Here is a 24,736-nt window from a genome sequence, read left to right on the forward strand (position 1 = left end):
CCTACTGGGCGGTCATGGGGACGACGCTCTGGCCGTTCATGTGGGCGAGCGCGCCGACGGGGAGCGCCACGATCAGCTCGAGCGGCTCGTCGTGCGGGTTGCCGAGGCCGAACAGCGTCCCCGTGGGCACCACGATCGCGTCGCCGGTGACGATGGGATGCTCGGACTCGCCGAGGTGGGCGACTCCGGCGCCGGCGACGACGACCAGCACCTCCTCGTGGTCGAAGGAGTGCATGCCGGGCTCGGCGCCCGGGTGGACCTTGGTGCGCCACACGCAGGTCTCCTTGGCGCCCCTACTGGGGGAGGCAAGACCGGTGAAGGTGGCGGTCGGGAGGTCAAAGGTCGGGGCGGTGGCCCCGCTGATAACCGGCATTGGTATCCTCTCAACAGATCTACAACCGAGGTTTACAACCATAGTTGTATATCTCGGGAAGGAGGGACGTCAAGTGACCCATTTCGGGGTGCTGCTGGGGCTGGCCTACAACCAGTTCGTCGACGAGTTGCACGCGCATCTGGCGAAGCATGGATTCACGCACCTCAAGCCCACGTTCGGCTTCGCGTTCAAGGTGCTGGCCCAGGAGAGCGTCACGACCAGCCGCCTGGCCGCGCTGCTGGGGATCACGCCGCAGGGCGCGGCCAAGACCGTCGAGGAGATGGTGGCCGCCGGCTACGTCGACCGCGTGTCGGATCCGTCCGACGGGCGGGTGAAGCTGCTGGTGCTCACCGACCGCGCCCGCGCGCTGCTGGAGGTGGGGCACGAGTTCCACCAGGCCTTCGAGCGCGAGCTCGCGCAGAGCCTGGGCGAGGCGCGGATCGAGGCGTTCCGCCAGGTCCTGGACGCGATGGTGGCGCGAAGCGACTCACCGGACAGCCTGGCCAGGACACTCAAGCAGCTCTGAGTTACCGTGACGCTGTGGAGCTCTTTCCTGCGATGCCCTACGACGAGTGGGTGGACACCAAGGACACCTTCCACCGCTTCGCCCAGATCGTGGGCAAAGTACGGCTGGCCGCTAGCGTCCGCCGCAACCACTGGTGGAACGTGCCCTTCCACCTGACCGGGCGGGGCCTGACCACCAGGCCGATGGACGGCTTCTGCATCGACTTCGACCTGGTGCGCCACCGGCTCGTCGTCGACAGGATGGACGGCCGCAGCGCCGAGCTCTCACTGATCGGGCAGTCGGTCGCGAGCTTCTACGCCGGGCTCTTCGAGATCCTGCACGACCTCGGCATCCACGTCGAGATCCGCGCCGTGCCGTTCGACCTGGCCGACAGCACCCCCTTCGCCGAAGACACCAAGCACGCCGCCTACGACCCCGCCCTGATCAACCGCTACTGGGTGATCCTCTCGCAGGTGGCGCAGGTGCTCGAGCGGTACGCGGCCGACTTCTGCGGCAAGACCAGCCCGGTCCACCACTTCTGGCACACCCTTGACATCGCGGTCACCCGCTTCACCGGCCGCAAGGTGGACCCGTCCGCCGAGGCCGACCCGGTGACCAGGGAGGCCTACAGCTGGGAAGTGATCAGCGGCGGATTCTGGTTCGGCGATGAGGAGCGGCCCTGGCCTGCCTTCTACTCCTACACCGCGCCCGAGCCGGCCGGCCTGACCGAGCACAAGCTCTGGCCCGACTGGGCGGCCTGGATCCCCGCCAGGGGCAGCCACCTGGCGGTGCTGCGCTATGACGACGTACGGCAGGCCGACGACCCCGCCGAGACCGTGCTCGGCTTCCTGAACAGCGCCTACCGCGCGGGAGCCCGCACGACAGGCTGCGACGCCGCCGGGCTGGCCAGCCCGGACGGCGTCACCGACCCCCACCTGAAGCACTCCCACTAGACCGCCCGGCGGTTCAGCGCGGCCAGCCCGGCCCCGGCCAGCACCGCCGTGATCGCGGTCATGACCAGCAGCGGCGCCGCGGTGAACGGTTCGCCCGACAGCACCATCGGCAGGTTGGGGAAGGGCACGAAGTACTTGGCGATCCAGTAGTCGATGCCCAGGATCGGGCCGAGCACCTCGCCGAAGAGGTTCACGAACAGGAAGGCCGCCCAGCTGATCCCAGCCGCCGCCCTGGGTAGCAGGCCGAAGGCCAGCACGCCGACCCCGGCCAGCACCCACACCGCGGGGATCTGGACCAGCGTGCCGCCGAGCACGCCCAGCGCGTCGCCGGAGGCGATGCCCAGGCCGAGCCCGGCCACCACCAGGATCGTGGCGCTGCCGGCCAGGGCGATGAGCAGGTGGCTGCCCGCCCAGGCCAGGCGGCTGACGGGGGTGGTCAGCAGCAGCTCGGCCCGGCCGCCGGTTTCCTCGCCGCGCAGCCGCAACAGGGCGAGCAGGGGGTACAGGGAGGCCACGTAGCCCAGGCTCAGCGCGATCAGCCAGAGGTAGGCGCTGGTCATGGTGGCGCCCTCGCCGGCGGTGTAGCGGCGCAGGAACTCCTGCACGGCGGCGCCCTGCTTGGACACCTCGGGGATCGACAGGGCCAGCGACCCGAGCACCAGCCCGGCCACGGCGTAGCCGGCGATCCAGCCGGTCAGCAGGCCCTTCTGCAGCCGCCATGCCAGTGCCAGCGGGCTGCGCAGCCGGGTCGAGCCGGCGGGGCCGGGGCGCTGCGGGATGACGCCGTGCCCGAGGTCGCGCCGGGCCGCCAGCCGGTAGGCCACCAGGGTCGAGATCGCGGCCAGCGCCAGGCTGAGCAGCAGCACCGCCCAGTGGTTGTCGGCGTACGGCTTGACCAGGTGCGACCAGCCCTGCGGCGAGAGCCACTTCAGCACCCCCAGCCCGCTGCCGTCGGCCACGAAGCGCAGCAGGTAGCTGACGCCCAGCCCGATCGCGGCCAGCCCGATCGCGGTGCGGGCGCCCTCGGTGAGCTGCGCGGCCACCGCGCCGATCCCGGTGAAGACCAGCCCGACCCCGGCGATGGCGGCGCCGAAGGCCAGCGAGCCGGTCACGTCGAAACCCATCTTGATCATCCCGGCCGCTGAGACGAGTCCGGTGATCACCATCAGCGAGGAGGTGACGAGCACCGCCGCCGTCAGCGGCGCCAGCCGGCCGACCACTCCGGCGCCGACCAGCTCGGCGCGGCCGGACTCTTCCTCACCGCGGGTGTGCCGGACGACGGTCAGGATGGCCAGCAGGCCCAGGACCGTGTAGATGGCGTCGGCGTTCTTCCAGACCGCCATCCCGGCCACGGTCGAGGAGTACACCTCGCCGCCGAAGGCGGTCAGCGCCTTGTTGGCGGCCATCTCGCGGGCGAAGTCCGCGATCGCCTGCGGCGTGGGGAACGTCTGCAGGTAGCGCTTGGCCTGGCCGGCGGCGAGCACGGCCAGCAGGAGGATCCAGGCGGGGGCGATCAGCCGCTCGCGCCGCAGGATCAGCTTGGCGAGCTTCCAGGTGCCGGTCATCTCAGGCGCTCTTCTCCGAGTAGTGACGCATGAACAGGTCTTCGAGGGACGGCGGCCGGCTGGTCAGGCTGACGATCCCGGCCTCGGCCAGGCGGCGCATGACCTTGTCCAGGTCCTGGTCGTCCACCTGGAAGCCGAGGCGGCGCCCGGCCACGGTGAGGCCGTGCGCCCAGGGCAGGTCGGGGACCTCGCGAGAGATCGTGGCGTCGATGCGGGTCATCGTGAGGTGTCTCAGCTCGGCCAGCGTGCCGGACTCGACGTTGCGGCCGGAGCGGATGATGCTCACCCGGTCGCACAGCGCCTCGACCTCGCTGAGGATGTGGCTGGACAGCAGCACCGTGCGCCCGCGGCGCTTCTCCTCGGTCACGCAGTCCTGGAAGACCGCCTCCATCAGCGGGTCCAGTCCCGAGGTGGGCTCGTCCAGGATGAGCAGCTCGGCCTCGGAGGCGAACGCCGCGACCAGGGCCACCTTCTGCCTGTTGCCCTTGGAGTAGGTCTTGGACTTCTTGCGCGGGTCCAGCTCGAAGCGCTCAAGCAGCTCTGCGCGCCGGGCCGGGTCCAGGCCGCCGCGCAGGTTGCCGAGCAGGTCGATCACCTCGCCGCCGGTCAGCGACGGCCACAGGTTCACGTCGCCAGGCACGTAGGCCAGCCGCCGGTGCAGCTCGGTCGCGTCTTTCCAGGGGTCGCCGCCCAGCAACCGGGCGCTGCCCGACTCGGCGCGCATCAGGCCGAGTAGCACGCGGATCGTGGTGGACTTGCCCGCGCCGTTCGGGCCGAGGAACCCGTGCACCTCGCCCTGCCTGACCGTCAGGTCGAGCCCGTCCAGCGCGTGGACCTTGCCGAAGCTCTTGTGCAGCCCGTGTACGGCTATCGCGGTGTTCATGGCGCTCCTTGAGGGGGTGTGCTTGCAGGTCAGAACGCTATGGAAGGCGACGATCAGGCGGTATCGGGCATGTGCCCAACGCTGTGACGAGCACCGTCCCGCCCAGCGCGCCCCCGCCGCACACCACCCGCAGCGCGAACGTCATCCCCGCCACGATCTCCAGGTCGTGCCCCACCGGCGGGCGTGACGGATCGGCGCCCACCGCCCCGCGCGGGTTGAGCCCCAGCAGCATCGGCCCGTCGCAGCGCTCGTTCTCCAGCGCGTTGGTCATGGCCTGCGCCGCCTCGCCGAACCTGGCGCCCGGGCGCAGCGCCGCCAGCCCCGCCTCGTACACCCGCCGTGCCACGGGCGACTCCCGGGCGGCCACGTGGTACGTCTCGCGGAAGCCGTACACGAAGCTCACCTCGTCGCCGGGGATCGCGGAGCCCAGCGCCGCGCCGCGCCGGACGACCTCGATCTCCTCGGCCGACTGCGGCATCGCGCGGCGTAGGAAACCCGGCCAGACCGACCTGAATGCCGCCTGCGGGAGCTGGCGCAGCACGGTCTCCCAGATCGGGTACGGCACGCCGTCCAGCCCGAGCACGCCGATGGGCGCCTGCGCGAGCCCTTTGTCGCGTACGGCCTCGGCCAGCCCGTAGGCGTGGCGGGCCGGGCGCACGTCGGTCACCCAGGCGCCGCCGAGCGGGGCGTCGGACAGGCAGACGGGGTCGCCATGGCGGGGCAGCAGCACGATCGGGCCGCCGGCGTCGCTGAGGTAGGAGTCGGCGGGGCCGCCGTAGGCGACGACGGCCTCGACGCCCTCCTCGTCCATGAGGTCGCGGGCCAGGGCCCAGCGCCGGTCGCGCTCGTCGAGTGAGTACATGCCCGGCACGCTAGGAAGCCACTGGTGAATGGAGGTATCGGGCATTTGCCCGATATGTTGTCGGGCATGCTGTTCGGCCGCCAGAAGGAGCAGGACCGGCTGCGCCAGGTGATCGCCGGCGCAGCGGCCGGGCGCAGCGGCGTCCTGGTCGTCAGGGCCGAGCCGGGCACCGGCAAGAGCGCGCTGCTGGACGCGGCGGCGGCCGAGGCCGGGATCAGGGTGCTGCGGGGCAGCGGCGTCGAGACCGAGGCCGAGCTACCGTTCGCCGCGCTGCACCTGCTGCTGCGGCCGCTGCTCGGCGGGCTGGACGCGCTGCCCGAGCCGCAGGCCGACGCGCTGCGCGGCGCGCTCGGGCTGGCCAGGTCGTCGGGGTCGGACCGGTTCCTGATCGGGCTGGCCACGCTGACGCTGCTGGCCGAGGCGGGGCCGCTGGCCTGCCTGGTGGACGACGCCCAGTGGGTGGACCGGGCCTCGCTCGAGGCACTGCTGTTCGCCGCGCGGCGGCTGGACTGCGAGGGTGTGGCGCTGGTGTTCGCCACCCGGGCCGTTTCTCGCGACCTGCTCGCCTCGGCGGCACTGCCGGAGCTGGTGCTGGAGGGGCTGGACAGGGAGGCGGCGCTGGGCGTGCTGGCCGAGCACGCGCCCGGGCTGCCCGCGCACGTGCGCGACCGGATCCTGGCCGAGTCGGGTGGCAATCCGCTGGCGCTGATCGAGCTGCCGTCGATGGATGTGGACTCGCTGTCGGCCGGGCCGCTGCCGCTGCCGCACCGGCTCCAGGAGGCCTACCAGGAGCGGATCGCCGGGCTGCCGCAGGACACCAGGACCCTGCTGCTCGCGCTGGCGGCCGAGGATCTCGACGCCGCGCTGCGCGCCACCGGGCTGTCCGTGGCGGCGCTGGCCTCGGCCGAGCACGCCGGGCTGGTCGCCGGCGGCGCCTTCCGCCACCCGCTGGTGCGCGCCGCCGCCTATCAGGGGGCGACGTTCGCCGAGCGCATCGCGGTGCACCAGGCGCTGGCCGCGGTCTCCGAGGCCGACCGGCGGGCCTGGCACCTGGCGGCCGCCGCGACCGGCCCCGATGAGGAGGTCGCCGCGGCGCTCGAGGCCACGGCGCACGACATCTCCGGGTACGCGGTCGAGCGGGCCGCCCGGCTCACGCCCGCCGTGCCGGACCGGGTCCGCAGACTGACCGCGGCCGCCACGCTGGCGGCCGATTCCGGCGACTCCGACCGGGCGCGGGTGCTGATCGACCAGGCCGCGCACCTCGGCGGGGGTTCGGCGGACCTGGCGCGGCTGCGGGCGCGCATCGAGTTCGAGCACGGCTCGCCCGGGACGGCCTGGCGGCTGCTTTCCGAGGAGCCCTCGCTGCTCGTCGAGGCGGCCAGGGTGGCGTGGTCGGTCGGGGACCTGGACGGGCTGCGCGCTGTCCGCGACCGGCTCAACGGCGACACGGGCACGCTGATCAGCGGGGCGATCGAGCTGCTGTCGGGGGATCCGGGGCAGGGTCTCGCGCTCATCAGGGAGCGCGCCTCGGAACATCGGCGCGAGGGCGCCGACGGGCTCCGGATCGGTGCCACCTCGGTGGCGCTGCTGTCCGGCGACCTTCTGACGGCCAGGGAGCACCTGCTCGCGCTGGCGGCCGACCTGCGCTCCAGGGGCGCGATCGGCTGGCTGCCGGGGGTACTGGCCACGCTGGCCGAGGCTGAGACGCTGCTCGGCCTTGGCAGGGAGACCGCCAGCGAGGCCCTGGCCATCGCGCGCGACACGGGCCAGGTACGGCACGCCGCCCACGCCGGCGGCCTGCTCGCCTACGCCGCCGCCCTCCGAGGCGACGACCCAGCCGATGCGCGAGGTTCCTCAGGCGAATCTCTGGGCGGGGCGGGCTACGCGGGCGAGGGGGACTGGGCGGAGCGGGCGCGGGCGGTGCTGGATCTGGGGCGCGGTCGCTTCGAGGCGGCCTTCGACCGGTTCGAGGCGCTGGCCACCCGCCCGCTGGCCGTGTACTTCCTGGCCGACCAGGTCGAGGCGGCCGTGCGGGGCGGGCGTCCCGAGCGCGCCCCGGTGGACCGCTTCGGCCGGTGGGCGGCGGCCTGCGGGCAGGCGTGGGCGGCAGCCGTACACCAGCGTTGCCTGGCCCTGCTGGCCGAGGACCCGAACGACCACTACGAGCAGGCGGTGGTCTGCCCCGACCTGCCCTTCCAGCAGGCCAGGAGCAGGCTGCTGTACGGCGAGTGGCTGCGCAGGTCGCGCAGGAAGACCGAGGCCCGCGCCCAGCTCCGCCCGGCGCTTGAGTACTTCGAGCACGCCGGCGCCGCCCCATGGGCCGACCACGCCCGCGCCGAGCTGCGCGCCGCGGGAGAGCAGGTCGCCGCCGCGCAGGACGACGCGCTGTCCGCCCTGACCCCCCAGGAGCTGCAGATCGTACGGCTGGCCGCGACGGGAGCCACCAACAAGGAGATCGGTGCCCAGCTCTTCCTGAGCCCGAAGACCGTGGGCCACCACCTGTACCGGGCCTTCCCCAAGCTCGGCGTCTCCAACAGGACCGAGCTGGCCCAGCGCGTGGGCGGTCTCTAGAAGCGGTACCGCAGGACGCGGCTGCCCTGTCGCGACATGCCGGTGCCCAGCGCCATGAACCGGGTGGCCGCCCGCAGCGGCTGCGGGAACTCGGCCACCAGCGGATCGCGGCAGAGCAGCTGCTCCCCGGCCAGAGTGAGCCCGGAGCCCCACGACTCGGGCTCGCGCGGGTCGTCGAAGCCCTGCGCGGCCTGGATGCCGAGCGCCTTGATCGTGGGGTGGTACTTCATGGTCCACGCGGCGAAGCGGGTGTAGCCGTTCAGCGCGAGCTCGCCGCCGGAGACGTGCCGGGCGAGGCGGCGGATCATGGTGGCGAAGGTGTCGCCGGGCATGAACGGCAGCAGCCCCTCGGCCACCAGCATCGCCGGCCGGCCGGTGGGCACCTGCTCCAGCCAGGCGTCGCTGGTCAGGTCGGCGGCGACGAGGTGGGAGCGGCCCGGCAGGTACTTCTCCCGCAGGTCGAGGATCTCCGGGTAGTCGACGTCGTACCAGTCGACGCCGCTGGGCGGGGCGCAGCGGGCGGCGCGGGTGTCGAGCCCGCAGCCGAGGTCGAGCACGATCGCCTCGGAGTGGGCGGTCGTGAACGCCCGGACGGCGTCGTCGATCCGCCTGGCCCGCAGGGCCGTGCTGTACACCAGGTTGGGTTTGACCTTCAGTTTGGCGAAGTCGTAGTCGATCTGGGAGGCGATGTCCGCCGACAGGGGGTCGCCGAGTATCGGTCTGGACAGCCTGCTGTCCAGAGCCCGGGCATACAGGGTGAGCAGCGCCGTTTGCTGGATCTGGCCGAGTTGCATATTTCAATTGTGACTGAAACGGCTAGCAAATACAATCCAAAGGCTCAGCGGCCGAGCAGCTCGAGCAGGCGGTCGACCGGCAGGCCTGGCGAGCGGTGGCCGTCGCGGCCGATCATCGTCTCCGCGCCGAGCAGCGCGTTGAGCACGGCCTCCTCCACCGACTCCACGACGGCCTCGAAGAAGTCGTCCAGCCGGTTCCACGGCACGAAGCTCACCTGCGCGTAGCCGGGCTCGCCGCGCGGGAACGCCGTGTCGAAGGCCTGCGGGTTGCCCGTGGAGAAGGCCAGGAAGATGTCGCCGGAGAAGTGCGACCCGGTGGTGCCGGTGCGGGCCAGCCCGAGCGGGACCCGGCGGGCCAGCGCGGTGCACTGCATCGGCAGCAGCGGCGCGTCCGTGGCGATCACCGCGATGACCGAGCCGGCGCCGGCGTAGAAGGTCTCCAGCGGGTCGTCGTCGGCCAGGTCCCGCCCGACCGGGACGCCGCACACGGTGAGCTCCTTGCGGGAGCCGAAGTTGGCCTGCACGAACGCCCCCACGGTGTGGGTGGCCGAGCCGTACGACACCTGCCGGGAGGAGGTGCCGCTGCCGCCCTTGAAGCCGTAGCAGTTCATGCCCGTGCCGCCGCCGACCGAGCCCTCGGCCACCGGGCCGGGCCTGGCCGCGTCGATGGCGGCGATCGCGTGCTCGGGGCGGACGTGCGGGCCGTTGATGTCGTTGAGGTAGCCGTCCCAGGTCTCGGCCACCACGGGCAGCAGCCACTGGTCCGCGGCCGACGGTTTGTGCCGGGCCACCCAGTCGATCACGCCCCGGTGGCAGGGGCCGACGGCGTGCGTGTTGGTGATCAGCACGGGGAGGCGGAGCACCCCGGTCTCGCTGAGCCATGCCGTACCGGTCATCTCGCCGTTGCCGTTGAGCGAGTGCCAGCCGGCCGCGCACGGCACGTCGAAGCCCTCCCTGCCGCGCGGCAGGATCGCGGTGACGCCGGTGCGCACCGCCTCGCCCTCGATCAGCGTGGTGTAGCCGACCTCCACGCCCGGCACGTCGGTGATGGCGTTGCCGGGTCCGGGGCGGCCGGGCAGTTCCAGGCCGAGTTCACGTGCTCGCATCGGGTCCTTCCAGGTCACAGCCGGTCGCGTCGGCGGCATAGGCCAGCAGCAGGCGCTCGGCCTGCCCGGGTTCGAGAGTCGGCACGGCCATCGTCAGGTGCAGGCTGAGGCCGTCCTCCAGCACCACGAGGCTGCGCGCGATCGTGGTCGCGTCACGGGTCAGGGTGAACACGCCGGTCGCCGCGCCCGCCTCCAGGATCGAGGCGTAGAGGGCGACCTGCCGCTCGTACAGCCTGATGTACTGCGCCGAGTACGCCGGGTCACGCCGGGCATGGGTGCCCAGCTCGAGCAGCAGCACGCACAGTTCGTCGTCGGTGCTGGTGGGCAGGCCGGTGCGGATCATGCCGCGCAGGCGGTGCCGCGGGTCGGGCTCGGCCCGCGCGGCCTGCTCCCGATCGACGCAGAAGCGCTCGACGGCCTCCCGCTGCACCTCGCGCAGCAGGTCGGTGAGCGCGGGGAAGTAGTAGAGCACCGAGCCGGTCGACATCTCCGCCTGCTCGGCCACATCGCGCAGCCGCAGATCCGCGATGCCGCGCCTGAGTACCGCCTGGCGCGCGGCGGCGATCAGTTCGGCGCGCTTCTCGTGTGCTCGGCTCGGTCGGGCCATGAAGGTGATTCTCTGTACAACCGTCAAAAAACTCAAGTGGGTCTTGACGGGGCTTCTGTGCCGTTCTTTGATACGCAATCAAAGAACGGCACGCCCGCAGGAGGCGTCATGGTAGACGTTCGGCATCCCCATCTCCATCGCGGACTGAAGGTTCTGGGAACCCTCTTCATCACCCTGTCCGCCATCACTCCCGCCTCGTCCGTGTTCATCATCGCGCCCGGCGTCATCGGCCAGGCGGGCACCGGCGCCTTCTGGGCGTACGTGCTCGCGGCCGTGGTGGGCGTCTTCATGGCCTTCGTCTACGCCGAGCTGGGCTCGGCCTACCCGCTCAGCGGCGGCGAGTACGCGATCGTGGCCCGCGTCTCTGGCAAGCCGGCCGGGTTCGTGGTGCTCGGCCTGTTCCTGGTCACGCAGCTGCTGATCATCGCGGTGATCGCGCTCGGCGTCGGCACCTACCTGTCGGTCGTCTTCCCCGGCCTGCACGCCCCCACCGTGGGCGCCGTCACCACGGTCCTGGCGACTGTGCTGGCGGTCTTCGACATCAAGCTCAACGCCTGGATCACCGGGATCTTCCTGGCCATCGAGATGATCGCGCTGGTCGTGGTGAGCCTGCTCGGCTTCCTCAAGCCGCAGCGCTCCTTCGCCGACCTGCTGCTGCACCCGGTCGCCGCGAGCGGCGACGGCACGGTCATCGCCGCGTCCGCCGGGCTCATCGGCGCGGCCACGGCTGTGGCGATCTTCTCCTACAACGGGTACGGCGCGGCCGTCTACCTGGGCGAGGAGCTCCAGGACGCCAAGCGCTCCATGGCCAGGACGATCCTGTGGGCGCTGGCCATCACCGTGGCCGCCGAGCTGATCCCGGTCACCGCCGTGCTCATCGGCGCGCCCGCGCTCAAGGACCTGTTCGGGGCCGAGAACATGATGAGCTACTTCGTCGGGGCCACCGCCGGCTCGACGCTGAACACGGTCATCAGCCTGGCCATCGTGGTCGCCATCCTCAACGCGGTGCTGGCCATCGTGCTGGTCACCGCCCGGATGGTGTTCTCCACCGGCCGCGACGGCACCTGGCCGAGCCCGGTCAGCCGGGCGCTCGGGGCCATCCACCCGCGCTTCGGCAGCCCGTGGATCGCCACGCTCGTCGCCGGGCTCATCGGCGCCGCCTTCTGCTACGTCGACGAGCACTTCCTGCTGGTGGTCACCTCGACCACGATCATCGCCATCTACGCCGCGCTGTGCCTGTCGACGATCGCCGGGCGCCGCAACGGCACCACCGCGCACGCCGGCTACCGGATGCCGGCCTTCCCGCTCGCGCCGATCCTGGCCCTGCTCGCGCTGGGCTACGTGGCCTACCGCAACTTCCTCGACCCGGTCGTCGGCAGGCCGAGCTTGATCGCCACCGTCGTGATCGCGGTGCTGAGCGCGGTCTACTACCTGCTCGTCCTGCGCCGCCGCGCATGGGAGCTCACAGGACCATCGGAGTGAATTGACAAGCGGAGGGGTGCTCCGGATATATTCCGGAGCACCGCTCCGCATATTTGGCGGGGCATCGAGCTCGAGCGATCCAGGAGTAGCGATGCCGAAGCAGACGATGATGGCCGTGCGCTTGCACGCGTTCGGCGGCCCCGAGGTCTTGGCGTACGAGGAGGTCCCGCTTCCCGAACCGGGCCCGGGCGAGGTGTTGATCCGGATCCACGCGGCCTGTCTGAACCCGCCCGACTGGTATGCCAGGACCGGGTTCGCGAACATTCCCGAGGCGATGCGGCCGACCCTGCGGCTGCCCTTCACCCCCGGCTCGGACGTCTCGGGAGTGGTCGCCGCCGTCGGCCCGGAGGTCACCGAGTGGAGCGAAGGCGACGAGGTGTTCGGGCTGGTGCGCTTCCCCCAGCTGAACAACGGCGGCAAGGGATACGCCGAGTACACCACCGCGCCCGCGTCACATCTCGCGCGCAAGCCGGCCGGGATCGACCACGTCCAGGCCGCCGGGATCCCGATGGCCGCACTCACCGCCTACCAGTACCTGTTCGACCACGTGCGGCTCGAACCGGACAGGACCGTCCTGGTCAACGGCGCCGCCGGTGGCGTCGGCCACTTCCTCGTCCAGCTCGCCAGGACCAGGAACGCGCGGGTCATCGGGGTCGCCTCCGGGCGTCATGCGGCGTTCCTGCGCGACCTGGGCGTCGATCGGTTCATCGACTACACCTCCACGGCCGTCGAGGACGTGGTGCGCGACGTCGACCACCTCTTCGACACGGTCGGGGGCCCGCACGCCCACCGGTTGCTCCCCGTGGTCAGGCGCGGCGGCACGATCAGTCCCGTCTTCCACGGCGAATACCACCGTGACCGCGCGGCCGAGCTGGGCATCACCTTCCCCTCAGGTCAGGTCCACTCCGACGGGGCGCAGATGGCCGAGCTCGCACGCCTGGTCGACGCCGGCCTGCTGCGCGCCGGGATCGACAGCGTCTTCCCGCTCGCGGACGCGCCGAAGGCCCACGAACGCGCCGAGGCAGGGCACATCCAGGGCAAGATCGTCCTGCAGGTCATCGACGACTAGGCTCACGGCAGCCAGCTGACGTGGCCGTGCAGGGCGGCGTAGCCGGCGAAGGCGACGGCGTCGATGAGCGTGTGCGCCACGACCAGCGGCATCGCCCTTCCCCAGCGCTGGTAGAGGCGGCCGAAGACGACGCCCATCACGACGTTGCCGACGAAGCCGCCGAAGCCCTGGTAGAGGTGGTAGGACCCGCGCAGCGCCGCCGACAGCGCGACCGCCCGCCAGGGCCGCCAGCCCGCCTGGTCCAGGCGGTGCAGCAGGTAGCCGCTGACGACCACCTCTTCCAGGATCCCGTTCTGCGCCGCGGCAAGCAGCAGGACCGGGATCCGCCACCACACGTCGGGCAACTGGCCGGGCACCACGGTCAGGTTGACTCCCGCGGCGTACACGATCAGGTAGAAGGCCAGCCCGGTGCCGCCGATCGCGGCCGCCAGCAGCGCGCCGCGGATCAGGTCCCGGCGGGGCTCGCGCAGGTCGACGCCGATGGTCCGCATCGACTCCCCGGACCTGACCAGCAGGTAGGCCACCAGCCCGACGGGAGCGACCGTGATCGCGATGTCGACCAGCTGCAGCGCCAGGTCCAGCCAGGGCCGGCCGGGAGCCAGCGAGCCGACCAGGACGGCCTGCTGGCCCTTCAGCTGCTTGGGCGCCGTGAGCGCCCCGATGAGCCTGACCAGCGACACCAGCGCGCTGGCGCCCAGCGAGACCGACATCACGGCCAGGATCTCGGCCCTGATGAGCCTGGGCGCGAGCGTGAAGGTCTCGGTCTCTGTGCGCATGGCCGCAGGGTAGCGGCCATCGGGTCCGTCCCGGATAAGGTCCTTGCGTGACGGGCCTCACGCGGCGCGATTTCCTCCAGCTCGGCGTGGTTTCCGTGCTGCCGGCCGTACCTTCTGACGACTTCGGGACGATGCGGTCGCGGTGGCGGGAGATCTCACTGGCCGGCGGGCCGGGCTCTGGCGTGGTGGCGATGGCGCGCCGGTACGCCGCGACCGGGGACGCGGCGCTGGGGCGGGCGGTGGCGGCGGAGATCGACCGGTACCGGCGGGAGGTCTACTACGCGGGCGCCGAGCCTGAGGGCAACTGGTGGACGTGGCAGATCGGGATCCCCAAGCGGCTGCTGGACGCGGCTCTGCTGATCGGGCCGTATCTGGGGGACGGGCAGCAGCTGGCCGAGGCCGTGGACCACTTCGTGCCCGAGTGCCTGTTAGCCGACTACAGCGGCACCAGCACCGCGGCCAACCGGGTGGATCTGTGCCTGGTGACGCTGCTGCGGGCGACGCTGACCGGCGACGCGGGCAAGGCTGCGCTGGCGACCTCGGCGCTGTCGCCGGTGTTCCGCTACGTGAGCGAGGGCGACGGGATCTACCGCGACGGGTCGTTCATCCAGCACTCGACCGTGCCCTACCAGGGCGAGTACGGCGTGGTGCTGCTGTCGGGGCTGGCGGCGATGTTCAAGCTGGTCCGCGGCACGCCGTGGGAGGTGACCGATCCGGCGCGGCGCAACGTCCACGACGCGGTGGAACGGGGCTTCGCGCCGTTCGTGCACGCGGGCGCCTGCATGGACCTGGTGCGCGGGCGCGCGATCAGCAGGGCGCCGTCCGGCGACCGGCGCAGCGCCGTCAGGCTGGCGGCGGCGGTGCGGCTGCTCGGCGAGACGGCCCCATCGGCGCTTCGTCGCAGGTGGGAAGCCATGATCCAGCGGTGGGAGAGCGGAGCGCCCGAGCCGCCAGGGCACCGGCTGCTGCCGATGAGCGCCCGCGCCGTGCACCGGGCGGGCGGCTGGTGCGCCGGGCTCAGCATGTCCTCCTACCGGATCGCCCACTACGAGCACGGCAACGGCGAGAACCCGCACGGCTGGCACACCGGCGCGGGGATGCTCTACTGGTGGGCCGACGGGCACGCCGACCAGTACTTCGGGACGTTCTGGTCCACCGTCGACCCCTACCGGCTGCCCGGCACCACGGTCTCCACCAAACGCCTGCCCGACGGCGCGGGCGAGGCCTGGGGCGGCGCCTGCCCGCCGGGCCGATGGGTCGGCGGGGCCACCGACGGCGTCTACGCCACGGTCGGACAGCACCTCAACGGGCTGGAGAGCACGCTGGAGGCGTTCAAGTCGTGGATCTTCCTCCAGGATGCCGTGGTGTGCCTGGGCGCCGGGATCACCTGCGACGACGGCGTCCCCGTGGAGACCGTGGTGGACAACCGCCGCGCCACGACGCCTTTGACGGTACGGCCGGCCTGGGCGCACCTGGCCGGGCACGGGGGATACGTCGTGATCGACGGCCGCCTGCGCTCTTCAAGGGAAGGGGGTTACGCCACGCTCTGGCTGGACCACGGCGTCGACCCCGGCTCGGCGAGCTACGCCTATCTGCTGATGCCCGGCGCCACCCAGGTGGCGACCGAGGCCCGCGCGGCCGACCCGAGCTGGGCCAGAGTGATCACCAACACCGCCCATCAGCAGGGCATCCAGGTTCCGGGTCTGATCGCGGTGAATTTCTGGACGGCGGGCTCCGCGGGGCCCTTGTCGGCCTCGGGTCCCTGCGCCGTGCTGGTGCGCGAGCACGGCGGCACGGCCACGGTGACGGTGGCGGATCCTCGGCGCGACCTCGACGGGCTCACCGTGGCCTGGGACCGGCCGGTCTCCCGGGTGCTGCGCGCCCATCCCCGGTTGACGAGCGCCGCTACCGGGCAGAAGCTCACGCTCACCTTCGGCCGCCTGGCGGACCGGGGCGGCGCCTCACACACCGTCACGGTGCTTCTGCCACCGGGAACAGGATCGGGCTGAGCAGGTAGGGCCGGCGCTCGTCCGAGGCCTGGTTGCCGACGACGGGCAGGATCGCGGCCCGCAGGCCCTCGATCAGCCGGGCGCGCTCGGCATCGGTCAGCCACAGCGTGTGCTGGCGGTATCCGACGAGGTCGGCGGCCGGGTCGGCCCGATCGCCGTCGAGGTAGGCGTTGAACTCGGCGATCAGCGTGGCCATCGCGTCGGAGAAGACCCGGCGGTGACCATCGACAGGCAGCGCCGCAGCCGCCTCGGCGTCGATGACCGCCCGGTCCCTGCGCAGCCGGTAGTGCCGCTCCACCGCGCCCCGCACCCGCTGCTCGCTCTCCACCTCGAGCACCCCGCCGTCGGCGAGCAGGCCGATGTGCCGGTACACGGTGGCCTTGGACACGTCGGGGAAGCGCTCGCAGAGCTGGGAGGCGGTCAGCACCCGGCCTCCTGACATGGCGTGCACGATGCGCAGCCGTACGGGATGGGCGAGCAGTTCCAGGAGGTCCATGGATGTATGCTCTCACCGATTGCGAATAGTCTCAATTCTTGAGAATGATGGGAGTCGTCGATGCGGCCTTACCAGGTGGGCGGGCGCACGCTCGTGCTGGAGCAGGCGGGAAGCGGGAGCCCGGCCGTGGTGTGGCTGCCGGGCGCGGGCCAGGTCGGGCTGGACTACCTGAACGTCCACGAGCGGGCGGCCGAGCTGACCACCAGCGTGCTCTACGACCGGGCGGGCACCGGCTGGAGCGAGGCGGCCGAGCTGCCCCGCAGCGCCGCCGAGGTCACCACCGAGCTGCGCGACCTGCTGCGGGAGGCCGCGGTGCCCGGGCCCTACGTGCTGGTCGGCCACTCGCTGGGCGGCGCCTACGCCCGCCTGTACGCCCAGCGCTTCCCCGCCGAGGTGGCCGGGCTGCTGCTGCTCGACCCCTTCCACGAGGACCTGCACGCCGCCGCGCCGCAGGAGGCGCGCGACCAGGTGGAGCACATGCACGCCCAGGACTGGCCCGAGCCCACCCCAGAACAGCTGGAACAGGCCCGCGAGCAGGTCGCGCCGCAGTTCGCGGCCTGGCCGGAGGACGTGCGCGACCGGCTGGTCGAGCACCACCTGACCAAGGCGTGGAAGGCGGGCCTGCTGGAGGACAGGAACCTCTACGACCAGGTCGCGGACGAGCTCAGGAAGGCGCTCGCCCTGCCGGACGTGCCGCTGATCGTGCTGACCGTGGTGGGCCATGACGACACCCAGGACCGGCTGTGGCCCGAGGAGACGCTGCGCGCGATCAACGCGGCCAAGACCGGCCTGCACGCGCGGCTGGCGGCCTCGGTCCCGCGCGGCACCCATCGGATCCTGCACGACGCCGGGCACGGCTGGCTGCACGAGGAACGCCAGGACGCGGTGATCGAAGCCATCGCCGAACTCGCCGGGTCTCCCGGCGCGGGCGAGGGCCGGTCATGATGGCGGGGTGAGGCGCAGGATCCCGGCTTTAGCGGCGATCGCGCTGGTCGTGCTGGGAGTGATCGCGGTCGCGGTCCGGCTGGACGCCCCCTCCGACGGGTTCCTCGTGCGGACCGAATGGTCCAGCTGGCGGGCCGACGGGGTGGTCGCCGGGCGCCCGCAGGCTGCCCCTGTCACGACGTGAGGACGACCAGCTTGCCGAAGACGCGATTGTGCTCCAGGTCGTCGTGGGCCCGCTGGATCTCCTCCATGCGGTAGACGGTCGCCGGGCCCAGGCTCAGCTCGCCGGAGGCGATCTGGTCCAGGAACCGCTGCAGCACCGCGGTCGGCAGGTCGGACGCCTCGCCGCCGTAGGCCGTGAGGCGGACACCGGCCGGCAGGTAGCCGATCGGGTAGAAGTCGGGGACCGTCCACTGGTTGGACAGCATGCCGGTGAAGCACACCGTGCCGTGCACGGCGGTTGCGGCCAGCGTGTCAGGCAGCGTGGGCGTGCCGACCAGCTCCAGCGCGGCCTGCACGCCCTCGGGGACGATCGCGCGGACCTGGGCGGCGACATCGCCGTCGTCCAGCAGCGGGTGGTCGACGCCCCGCTCGGCCAGCGCGGCGAGCCGGTCGCGGCTGCGGGAGGTGGCGAAGACGGTGGCGCCCATGTCTCTGGCCAGAGCGGCGGCCGCGAAGCCGACCCCGGAGGTGCCGCCGCGGATCAGCAGGCTCTGGCCCTGCCGCAGGTCGAGCCCGGTGGTGAGCGAGCCGTAGGCCGTCTGCAGCGTCTCGGGGACCTGGCCGAGCACCTCCCACGGCAGGTCGGAGGAGAACGGCACCACCGTGGACCTGGGCACCACGGTGTACTCGGCGTAGCCGCCGTCGAACTGCCTGCCCATCCCGCCCATCATCGCCGCCACCTGCTGCCCCGGCTCCAGGTCGCTGCCGGGCGCCGCGTCGACCACGCCGACCGCCTCGATCCCGGGCACACGGGGGAACGTCACGCCCACGGCCAGGCCGAGCCGGGTGTGCAGCTCGGACCGGTTGATCCCGAAGGCCTTCACCCGGATACGGACCCAGCCCGGCTCGGGCTCGGGAACGGGCAGGTCGGCCAGCTTCAGGTTCTCGACCGGCCCGGGTTCGATGAGGACGACGGCGCGCATGGCGCCGATCCTATTCATACGGTTCCGCGGGCTGTCCGACCCGGGTGACCTGAGGTTCTTACGGCTTGCGAACGACACGCCGCCGGTGCTTCAGCCGGGCGCGGTGGCATGGTTACCGTCGGTTGCGTGAGGGTGTTGGTCACCGGCTCGGCCGGGTTCATCGGCGGGCACGTGGTGGCGGCTTTCGAGGGGGCCGGGCACGACGTGCTGGGGTTCGACCTGCGTTCTGGCGCCGACGTCAGGGACGACGCGGCGCTGGACCGGATGCTGCCCGGGGTGGCGCTGGTGGTGCACCAGGCCGCCAAGGTGGGGCTCGGGGTGGACGTATCGGACCTGCCCGCCTACGCCTCGGCCAACGTGTACGGCACGGCCGTGCTGCTGGCGGCGATGGCCAGGCATGGCGTCGAGCGGCTGGTGCTGGCCTCCTCGATGGTGGTCTACGGCGAGGGCGCCTACGACTGCGCCGAGCACGGCCGGGTACGTCCGGGCCCGCGCTCCCGCATCGACCTGGAGCGGGGCCGGTTCGAGCCGTCCTGCCCGGTGTGCGGAGCGCAGGTACGGCACGCCGTCATCAGCGAGGACGCGCCGACCGACCCGCGCAACGCCTACGCCACGACCAAGCTCGCCCAGGAGCACCTGGTCGCCGGGTGGGCCCGCGAGACGGGCGGGACGGCGGTCGCGCTGCGCTACCACAACGTCTACGGGCCGCGGATGCCGCGCGACACCCCGTACGCGGGGGTGGCCGCGATCTTCAGGTCCGCGCTGGAGGCGGGCAGGACGCCGCGGGTGTTCGAGGACGGCGGTCAGCTGCGCGACTTCGTGCACGTGCGGGACGTGGCCAGGGCGAACCTGGCGGCGGCGGGTGCCGGGGCACCCGGGCGGCTGGTGGCCTACAACGTGGCCAGCGGCACCCCGCACACGGTCGGCGAGATGGCCGCCGCGCTGGCCGCCGCGCGGGGCGGGCCCGAGCCGGTGGTCACGGGCGAGTACCGGCTGGGCGACGTCAGGCACATCGTCGCCTCACCCGCCCTGGCCAGGGCCGAGCTCGGCTTCGCGGCGGAGATCGGGTTCGAGACCGGGATGAAGGAGTTCGCCACGGCACCGCTGGGGGAGTCATGAACGTGGACGTGGTGCTGCCCTGCCTGGACGAGGAAGCCGCGCTGCCGTGGGTGCTGGAACGCATCCCGCCCGGCTTCACCCCGATCGTGGTCGACAACGGCTCCTCCGACGGCACCGCCAAGATTGCGGCCGAGCTGGGCGCCCGGGTGGTCCGCGAGCCGCGCCGGGGGTTCGGCGCGGCCTGCCACACCGGGCTGCTCGCGGCCACGGCGGACCTGGTGTGCTTCATGGACGCCGACGCCTCCCTGGATCCCCGGCAGCTGCCGGAGGTCGTCGCGCCGGTCGCGGCAGGGGAGGCCGAGCTGGTGCTCGGGCGGCGGGTGCCCGAGCCGGGGGCGTGGCCGCTGCACGCCCGGCTCGGCAACGCGGTCCTGGCCTGGAACCTGCGCCGCCGGGCGGGGGCGCGCGTGCACGATCTGGGGCCGATGCGGGCCTGCTCGCGGGCCGGGTTGCTGGCGCTGGGGCTGACCGACCGCCGGTTCGGCTACCCGCTGGAGATGGTGCTGCGGGCCGCGGCGAGCGGCTGGCGGATCGCCGAGGTGGACGTGGCCTACCTGCGCCGCCGGGGCCGCTCCAAGGTCACCGGCACGCTGCGCGGCACCGCCCGAGCGATCTCCGACATGCGCCGCGTGATGAACGACCGCTGACCCGCCAGCCGCTCGATGAAGGGCCACTGACCCGCCAGCCGCTTGATGGAGGGCCACTGACCTGCCAGGACGGCCACGGTCGCCAGGGTGTAGGCCAGGGTCGCCGGGCCCGCCAGGTAGGCCACGCCGCCGGCCAGCGCCACGCCGAGCCACTCCCACCGGCCGTCCATCGCCGCCAGCGCGACCACGAGCAGCGCGTACCAGGAGTAGCCGGGGGTGAACAGCAGCAGCAGGGACCCGGTCACCAGCAGGGCGCCGTGCCACGGCCGGTCGGGCTCGCCGTACCGCAGCACGTAGAGCGCGACGGCGGCCAGCACGACGATCGCGGCCACCGGCGCCCACGAGTCGGGCAGCACCAGCCGCAGCACCGCGTACCGGTCGCCGGCGGAGGGCGCCGAGTAGTGCTCTTCCTGGACGTACCCGAACAGGTAGCCCAGCACGGAGGACCGCGAGAGCAGCACGTAGGGCAGGTAGACCAGCGCCACGACCAGCGTCGCGGGCACCATGATGGCCAGGATCCGCCGCCAGGCCACCCCGTGGCGCAGCACGCCCGACAAGGCGCCGGGCAGCGTGGCGACGGGTAGCAGCTTGGCCGCGATCGCCGCGCCGAGCAGCGCTCCCCGCCCGCGGTTGACGCTGAACGCGAGCACGACCAGCAGCACGGCCAGCGTGTCGACGTGCGCGTTGTTGACGGCCTCGATGGGTACGGCGGGGCACCACGCCCACGCGGCGGCCCGCCGTACCCCGGAAACCCGGCACAGCGCGAGCAGCACCGCGAAGGCCAGCAGCGCCCCGCCGACCTGGAGCGGCTTGTGGCGCGAGCCGGCGGGCGAGAGCCAGTGCACGACCAGGAAGTAACCCTCGGCGACCGGCGGGTAGATCGTGTGCACGGTGGGCCGGTTGATCCGGGTGCAGCCGCCGCAGCCGGGCGGGAAGAGCCAGCCGTCGCGCAGCGGGGCCAGCGCCGGGTCGGCGGGGGCGTGGTCGTAGGGGGAGATGCCGGCCGCCTGGACGCGGCCGTCCCAGGCGTAGCGGTAGGAGTCGCTGCTGGTGCTGGGCGGGCCCGCGAGGCCGGTGGCGATGACGGCCAGGCCGCCGCCGATGACGAGCAGCTTCAGGTGGCGGCCGCGCCGCGACAGCCACAGGGCGGCGCCGAACAGTGCCCACGCGGCCAGATACCAGCCGAGCAGGCCGGGCCCGCCGAGCGCCAGCCTGACGAGCACGGCCACCAGAGCCAGGAGCACCACCACCGCCATGAGGCGAGCCTCGCATGCCTGACCTGCGAAGACATCTGCAGGCGGTAGATCTTCCTTAGTCCGTAAGAAGTCATCACCCCGAGCATCGTGAACGCATCGCGAATGTATTAACCGGGGCGTGCAAGCTCTTGTCCGTAGCCAGAACGGACCACCTGGAGGACCCGATGACCGTCGTTCGCAGCCACGTCTACTCCGTCGACCCGGCCGACCTGGACGAGCTGATCGTCCGCCGTGGCACCCTGATCGCCGCGGTGCGCGCCAAGCACCCCGGACTGTCGGCCACCCGGCTCATCGGCCTGGAGGACGGCACCTACTCCGACATCTGGTACTGGGACAGCGTCGAGCAGCTCGTCGCGGCGCTGCAGGACATCCCGAACTTCCCCGAGGCGCCCCTGGCCATGTCGCTCACCCGGGACGCCTCCGCCCAGAACGGCCGGCTCATCGACGAGAGTTAGCACGGCACGCGTTGACCTCAACTGTGGTTGAGCTCCTAGCGTGGCCGCATGACCCGACTGAACCTCGGCCGCATCGGCGTGGGCCTGAACGTGACCGACACCTATCTGGATGACGCCGCGGAGCTGGAGCGGCTCGGCTACTCGACGATCTGGCTGGCCGGCGGGCAGCTGCGGACCCTGGACCCGATCGGCGCGGTCATCGGGGCCACCGAGCGGGTGTCGGTCGCCAGCTCCGTCATCCCGACCGGCATCTACGACGCGCCGACCGTCATCGAGACCTACGCCTCGATCGAGGAGGAGCACCCGGGGCGCTTCGTCGTCGGGCTCGGGGGACGGCAGGAGCCGCGCCAGCTCGCGGCGCTGAACGCCTACCTGGACGAGCTCGACCCGGTCATCCCGGCCGAGCGCCGGATGCTGGCAGCTATGGGCCCACGCAAGCTCGCCATGGCCCGCGACCGTACGGCGGGCTCGCTGCCGCTGCTGGTCACGCCGGAGTACACGGCGCAGGCGCGGGAGATCCTGGGCGAGGACTCGACGCTGGTCATCCACCAGTTCGTGGTCCCTTTGACGGATCCGGCGGAGGCCAGGGGGCACATCAGGACGCCGCTGTCGTTCCTGTCGAAGATCGGCGGGTACGTCGCCAGCTTCCGCTCCCAGGGCTTCACCGACGACGACATCTCCGGCCTGAGCGATCGCCTCGTGGACGCCGTGGCCTCCTGGGGCACGCCGGAGCAGATCAGCGCCGACGTCCAGGCCCACTTCGACGCGGGCGCCGACCAGGTGGCCATCGGCGTCCTCCTCCCCGACCCGCACCAGGCTTGGCAGGACCTGGCGGCCGCGCTCATCCGGCCCTGAGGGAGCCGTCCAGGCGGTTGAACAGGCGGCCGGCCAGGTCGACGCCGGTGATAGTGCCGGTGGCGTCGCGGGTGAAGAAGCCGCGCTGGCCCTTGAAGGCGCCGTCGGTGATCACGTACTCATCGGTGTCGCCCGGGAGCAGGCCGAACGGGAACGGGGCGTGGTCGCGGGGCAGCTCGGTCTCGGCGGCGGCGCGGATCTCCGGCTTGATGAGAACCTCGAGGGTCAGCTCCTGGCCTTCGTCGGTGATGGTGAGCGTCATGGCGTCGATGTCGTAGGCGCCGACGATCTCACCGACCCGGGCCGCGTCGTAGGGGATCGGCTCCGGGTCGCGGTCGATCACGCCCAGGTAGTGCTCCAGCGCCCAGCGGACGACCGCCTGGTCGAAGGGGATGCCGTTCGGGCCGGCGTTGGACACCACGACGACCGCGAAATCGCGCTCGGGCACCAGGAGCAGCTCGGCGAACAGCCCGTTGGCCGACCCGCCGTGCCCGACGGTGCCCACGCCGTCGACGTCGCGCAGGAACCAGGCGGTGCCGATGGCGTCGCCCAGCGTGCTGGCCCGCAGCGCGACCGTCGGCTCCCGCATCCCGCGCAGCGTGGGGTCGTCCCCGAGGTGGTAGCGGGCCCAGCGCAGCTGGTCGGCCACCGAGGACACCAGGCCGCCGCCCGGGTTGTTGGCCCGCGTCCCCTTCCACGGCCGCGCGACGGACAGTGTCCCGTGGTCACCGAGGTCGTGCCCCACGGCGAAGCGCCTGGTGATGACGTCCTGGGCCGTGAAGAAGCTGTTCTCCAGCCCGGCCGGCCCGAGGACCAGCTCGGCGACGGCCTTCTCGTACGGCAGGCCGGTGACGTTCTCGATGATCCGCCCCACCAGGTTGTAGCCCGCCTGGCTGTAGGACGCGCGGCTGCCGGGCGGCGCGATGAGCCCACCCATCTTCGCCACGTAGGCGGCCAGCGCGTCGTCGCCCTCGCCGGTGTCGACGATGACCGCCCAGTCCAGGCCCGCGGTGTGGTTGAGCAGCCGTGCCACGGTCACCCGCTCGTCCTCCAGCGGGAACTCGGGCACGTACCGGCGGACCGGCGCGGCCGGCTCGACCTTGCCCGCCTCGACCAGACGCATCAGCGCGGTCGCCGTGTAAGTCTTGGTGATCGAGGCGAGCTGGAAGAGCGTGTCCTGGTCGACGGGCAGCGGGTTCTCGATGCTCGTCACGCCGTGGCAGGCGTAGATCTCCTCGCCGCCCACCCACACCCCGACAGCGGCGCCCGGAATGCCGAACTCCTCGGCGGCGCTCCGGACGAACTCGGCAAGCTTGTCGTGGGACATCCTCTGGTTTCCTTCCCTCGTGGATGCCCCCGACGATGCCCACCTTCGCTGTCACGGTGCTGATGTCGCGCTGTTACGCCAACAGGTTCGTCGACCTCGAACCCGGGCACGGTATTTTGCCTGTCAGGCATCGCGGAGATCGCCTGCTCCGTCCTGCTCAGTCAGGAAATAGACGGAATGGGAGACAATCCGCCGGTCGGATGTGGGTACGTCGTCCGGCGCGTAGTAGTCGTTCAACTGGCGCCAAAACTCTTCTTCGGCAGAGGCCGCGCCGATGATCCGATCGTCATCGATCACCGCCTCCCACACCAACATTTCTCGCAAGCCCGGGCCGTCGAGTTCTTCAGAAACGGCCTGGAAAAAGACGTTCATCAGTCGGGACTCGTGTTCACGGCGGCAGTCACGGGGCAAAATCCAGTGCTGCCACCAGGTCCGAAGGTGATCGGCCGCGGAATCCGCGAAATCCTCAGCCGCGTCTTCGGCCGTCTGATCGTGGTTGGGATAGCCCGGCCGGTTCACCCGGACCAGCAATGTGTGTTGACATTCTTCGACGCACGCGTACCGATACAAACGGAACTGCGTAAGCGGGATACCCATTGGCTTGATCCTAGAGGCGCCAGGGTCGAAGAGCATCGTCCGGAGGTTCACGCCCGGCTCCCGACACCTTTGCCGACGCCGTGGACGAAGGCCGTCAGTGGTGGTGGCCGTGCCGGCCGAGGGTCTCCACGGGGTTCGCGCCGGGGCGGGTCCACTGCGGTACGGGGCGGCTGGTCGGGCCCCAGGTGGCGTTCCCGTCCGCGTCCGAGCGCCAGTACCAGCACGGGCCGCGTCCCTCGGGCCGGCCCTCGGGGTTGTCCTCCCACGCCTCGCGGCGGCCGTAGGGCGTCATGTCGAGCAGGGCGAAGGTCCCGTTGGCCGGCTCGTTGCCGCGGCCCG

Annotated in this window: 26 protein-coding genes; 12 read left to right on the plus strand and 14 right to left on the minus strand. The window is 72.0% G+C overall.

The window, feature by feature from the left end:
* Position 1 precedes the first annotated feature (1 nt).
* The gene (locus ACIBHX_RS48510) at positions 2 to 415 is read right to left on the minus strand and encodes a cupin domain-containing protein (RefSeq protein ID WP_397075336.1); all 414 of its coding nucleotides are present in this window, start codon (positions 413 to 415) and stop codon (positions 2 to 4) included.
* 31 nt (positions 416 to 446) lie between these two features.
* On the opposite strand from ACIBHX_RS48510, the gene ACIBHX_RS48515 reads away from it, so the two are divergent.
* Together ACIBHX_RS48515 and ACIBHX_RS48520 are read left to right on the plus strand one after the other, a co-directional pair.
* The gene (locus ACIBHX_RS48515; RefSeq protein ID WP_397075338.1) at positions 447 to 899 is read left to right on the plus strand and encodes a MarR family winged helix-turn-helix transcriptional regulator; all 453 of its coding nucleotides are present in this window, start codon (positions 447 to 449) and stop codon (positions 897 to 899) included.
* A gap of 14 nt (positions 900 to 913) precedes the next feature.
* Complete coding sequence (locus ACIBHX_RS48520) at positions 914 to 1,831, plus strand: DUF5996 family protein (RefSeq protein WP_397075340.1); 918 nt, start codon at positions 914 to 916, stop codon at positions 1,829 to 1,831.
* Here the strand turns inward: ACIBHX_RS48520 and ACIBHX_RS48525 are convergent.
* From ACIBHX_RS48525 to ACIBHX_RS48535, 3 genes are read right to left on the minus strand one after another with little or no spacing between them, the layout of a single operon-like run.
* Complete coding sequence (locus tag ACIBHX_RS48525) at positions 1,828 to 3,396, minus strand: ABC transporter permease (protein ID WP_397075341.1); 1,569 nt, start codon at positions 3,394 to 3,396, stop codon at positions 1,828 to 1,830. The two genes, ACIBHX_RS48520 and ACIBHX_RS48525, sit on opposite strands and share 4 nt — an antisense overlap.
* Before the next feature lies 1 nt (position 3,397).
* On the minus strand, positions 3,398 to 4,279 hold the full coding sequence (locus ACIBHX_RS48530) for an ATP-binding cassette domain-containing protein (RefSeq protein WP_397075343.1): 882 nt from the start codon (positions 4,277 to 4,279) through the stop codon (positions 3,398 to 3,400).
* Positions 4,280 to 4,316: 37 nt separating this feature from the next.
* Positions 4,317 to 5,141 carry a hypothetical protein gene (locus ACIBHX_RS48535; RefSeq protein ID WP_397075344.1) on the minus strand — a complete coding sequence of 275 codons (825 nt, stop codon included), beginning with the start codon at positions 5,139 to 5,141 and terminating at the stop codon, positions 4,317 to 4,319.
* 66 nt (positions 5,142 to 5,207) lie between these two features.
* On the opposite strand from ACIBHX_RS48535, the gene ACIBHX_RS48540 reads away from it, so the two are divergent.
* Positions 5,208 to 7,712: an AAA family ATPase gene (locus ACIBHX_RS48540; RefSeq protein ID WP_397075345.1), complete on the plus strand. Its 2,505-nt coding sequence runs from the start codon at positions 5,208 to 5,210 to the stop codon at positions 7,710 to 7,712.
* Here the strand turns inward: ACIBHX_RS48540 and ACIBHX_RS48545 are convergent.
* The 3 genes from ACIBHX_RS48545 to ACIBHX_RS48555 are packed head-to-tail and all read right to left on the minus strand — an operon-like array spanning position 7,709 to position 10,219.
* Positions 7,709 to 8,506 (minus strand): class I SAM-dependent methyltransferase, encoded by a 798-nt coding sequence (locus ACIBHX_RS48545; protein WP_397075347.1) that lies wholly within the window; start codon positions 8,504 to 8,506, stop codon positions 7,709 to 7,711. The genes ACIBHX_RS48540 and ACIBHX_RS48545 overlap by 4 nt on opposite strands.
* Positions 8,507 to 8,550: 44 nt before the next feature.
* Positions 8,551 to 9,612, minus strand: coding sequence for a P1 family peptidase (locus ACIBHX_RS48550; RefSeq protein ID WP_397075349.1), 1,062 nt, complete (start codon positions 9,610 to 9,612; stop codon positions 8,551 to 8,553).
* Entirely contained in the window at positions 9,599 to 10,219 is a 621-nt protein-coding gene (locus tag ACIBHX_RS48555) for a TetR/AcrR family transcriptional regulator (protein ID WP_397075351.1), read from the minus strand. Before ACIBHX_RS48555 ends, ACIBHX_RS48550 begins: the two co-directional genes overlap by 14 nt.
* 108 nt (positions 10,220 to 10,327) lie before the next feature.
* On the opposite strand from ACIBHX_RS48555, the gene ACIBHX_RS48560 reads away from it, so the two are divergent.
* Positions 10,328 to 11,701 carry an APC family permease gene (locus ACIBHX_RS48560; RefSeq protein WP_397075353.1) on the plus strand — a complete coding sequence of 458 codons (1,374 nt, stop codon included), beginning with the start codon at positions 10,328 to 10,330 and terminating at the stop codon, positions 11,699 to 11,701.
* 91 nt (positions 11,702 to 11,792) lie between these two features.
* Positions 11,793 to 12,770 (plus strand): NADP-dependent oxidoreductase, encoded by a 978-nt coding sequence (locus ACIBHX_RS48565; RefSeq protein ID WP_397075355.1) that lies wholly within the window; start codon positions 11,793 to 11,795, stop codon positions 12,768 to 12,770.
* A 2-nt stretch (positions 12,771 to 12,772) separates the two neighbouring features.
* Here the strand turns inward: ACIBHX_RS48565 and ACIBHX_RS48570 are convergent, their stop codons facing one another.
* Positions 12,773 to 13,546: a CPBP family intramembrane glutamic endopeptidase gene (locus ACIBHX_RS48570; RefSeq protein WP_397075356.1), complete on the minus strand. Its 774-nt coding sequence runs from the start codon at positions 13,544 to 13,546 to the stop codon at positions 12,773 to 12,775.
* Positions 13,547 to 13,593: 47 nt separating this feature from the next.
* Here ACIBHX_RS48570 and ACIBHX_RS48575 point away from each other — a divergent pair, with 47 nt between their 5' ends.
* Positions 13,594 to 15,555 carry a polysaccharide lyase 8 family protein gene (locus ACIBHX_RS48575; RefSeq protein ID WP_397075358.1) on the plus strand — a complete coding sequence of 654 codons (1,962 nt, stop codon included), beginning with the start codon at positions 13,594 to 13,596 and terminating at the stop codon, positions 15,553 to 15,555.
* Here ACIBHX_RS48575 and ACIBHX_RS48580 read toward each other — a convergent pair.
* Positions 15,518 to 16,051, minus strand: coding sequence for a helix-turn-helix domain-containing protein (locus ACIBHX_RS48580; protein ID WP_397075359.1), 534 nt, complete (start codon positions 16,049 to 16,051; stop codon positions 15,518 to 15,520). The genes ACIBHX_RS48575 and ACIBHX_RS48580 overlap by 38 nt on opposite strands.
* Before the next feature lie 60 nt (positions 16,052 to 16,111).
* On the opposite strand from ACIBHX_RS48580, the gene ACIBHX_RS48585 reads away from it, so the two are divergent.
* Complete coding sequence (locus ACIBHX_RS48585) at positions 16,112 to 16,996, plus strand: alpha/beta fold hydrolase (RefSeq protein ID WP_397075361.1); 885 nt, start codon at positions 16,112 to 16,114, stop codon at positions 16,994 to 16,996.
* 7 nt (positions 16,997 to 17,003) lie between these two features.
* Positions 17,004 to 17,180 carry a hypothetical protein gene (locus tag ACIBHX_RS48590; protein ID WP_397075363.1) on the plus strand — a complete coding sequence of 59 codons (177 nt, stop codon included), beginning with the start codon at positions 17,004 to 17,006 and terminating at the stop codon, positions 17,178 to 17,180.
* On the opposite strand, the gene ACIBHX_RS48595 is transcribed toward ACIBHX_RS48590, so the two are convergent.
* Positions 17,170 to 18,141, minus strand: a complete 972-nt coding sequence (locus tag ACIBHX_RS48595; RefSeq protein ID WP_397075365.1) for a zinc-binding alcohol dehydrogenase family protein — start codon at positions 18,139 to 18,141, stop codon at positions 17,170 to 17,172. The genes ACIBHX_RS48590 and ACIBHX_RS48595 overlap by 11 nt on opposite strands.
* Before the next feature lie 126 nt (positions 18,142 to 18,267).
* On the opposite strand from ACIBHX_RS48595, the gene ACIBHX_RS48600 reads away from it, so the two are divergent.
* Together ACIBHX_RS48600 and ACIBHX_RS48605 are read left to right on the plus strand one after the other, a co-directional pair.
* Positions 18,268 to 19,260 (plus strand): NAD-dependent epimerase/dehydratase family protein, encoded by a 993-nt coding sequence (locus ACIBHX_RS48600; protein WP_397075367.1) that lies wholly within the window; start codon positions 18,268 to 18,270, stop codon positions 19,258 to 19,260.
* Positions 19,257 to 19,907, plus strand: coding sequence for a glycosyltransferase family 2 protein (locus ACIBHX_RS48605; protein WP_397075369.1), 651 nt, complete (start codon positions 19,257 to 19,259; stop codon positions 19,905 to 19,907). The genes ACIBHX_RS48600 and ACIBHX_RS48605 overlap by 4 nt, the downstream gene beginning before the upstream one ends.
* Here the strand turns inward: ACIBHX_RS48605 and ACIBHX_RS48610 are convergent.
* Positions 19,811 to 21,163, minus strand: coding sequence for a glycosyltransferase 87 family protein (locus ACIBHX_RS48610; protein ID WP_397075371.1), 1,353 nt, complete (start codon positions 21,161 to 21,163; stop codon positions 19,811 to 19,813). The two genes, ACIBHX_RS48605 and ACIBHX_RS48610, sit on opposite strands and share 97 nt — an antisense overlap.
* A 164-nt stretch (positions 21,164 to 21,327) precedes the next feature.
* Between ACIBHX_RS48610 and ACIBHX_RS48615 the strand changes: the two genes are divergently transcribed.
* Both ACIBHX_RS48615 and ACIBHX_RS48620 read left to right on the plus strand, forming a co-directional pair.
* Positions 21,328 to 21,618 (plus strand): hypothetical protein, encoded by a 291-nt coding sequence (locus ACIBHX_RS48615; RefSeq protein ID WP_397075372.1) that lies wholly within the window; start codon positions 21,328 to 21,330, stop codon positions 21,616 to 21,618.
* 48 nt (positions 21,619 to 21,666) lie between these two features.
* Entirely contained in the window at positions 21,667 to 22,473 is an 807-nt protein-coding gene (locus tag ACIBHX_RS48620; protein WP_397075373.1) for a TIGR03620 family F420-dependent LLM class oxidoreductase, read from the plus strand.
* On the opposite strand, the gene ACIBHX_RS48625 is transcribed toward ACIBHX_RS48620, so the two are convergent.
* From ACIBHX_RS48625 to ACIBHX_RS48635, 3 genes are all read right to left on the minus strand, one after another.
* Positions 22,460 to 23,800, minus strand: a complete 1,341-nt coding sequence (locus ACIBHX_RS48625; protein ID WP_397075374.1) for a serine hydrolase domain-containing protein — start codon at positions 23,798 to 23,800, stop codon at positions 22,460 to 22,462. The genes ACIBHX_RS48620 and ACIBHX_RS48625 overlap by 14 nt on opposite strands.
* A gap of 123 nt (positions 23,801 to 23,923) precedes the next feature.
* Positions 23,924 to 24,397: a hypothetical protein gene (locus tag ACIBHX_RS48630; RefSeq protein ID WP_397075376.1), complete on the minus strand. Its 474-nt coding sequence runs from the start codon at positions 24,395 to 24,397 to the stop codon at positions 23,924 to 23,926.
* A gap of 94 nt (positions 24,398 to 24,491) precedes the next feature.
* The coding region (locus ACIBHX_RS48635; RefSeq protein ID WP_397075377.1) for a DUF899 family protein at positions 24,492 to 24,736 on the minus strand (245 nt) is incomplete at its 5' end.

This window comes from Nonomuraea sp. NPDC050536, from assembly GCF_044457685.1.
Classification (GTDB): Bacteria; Actinomycetota; Actinomycetes; order Streptosporangiales; family Streptosporangiaceae; genus Nonomuraea.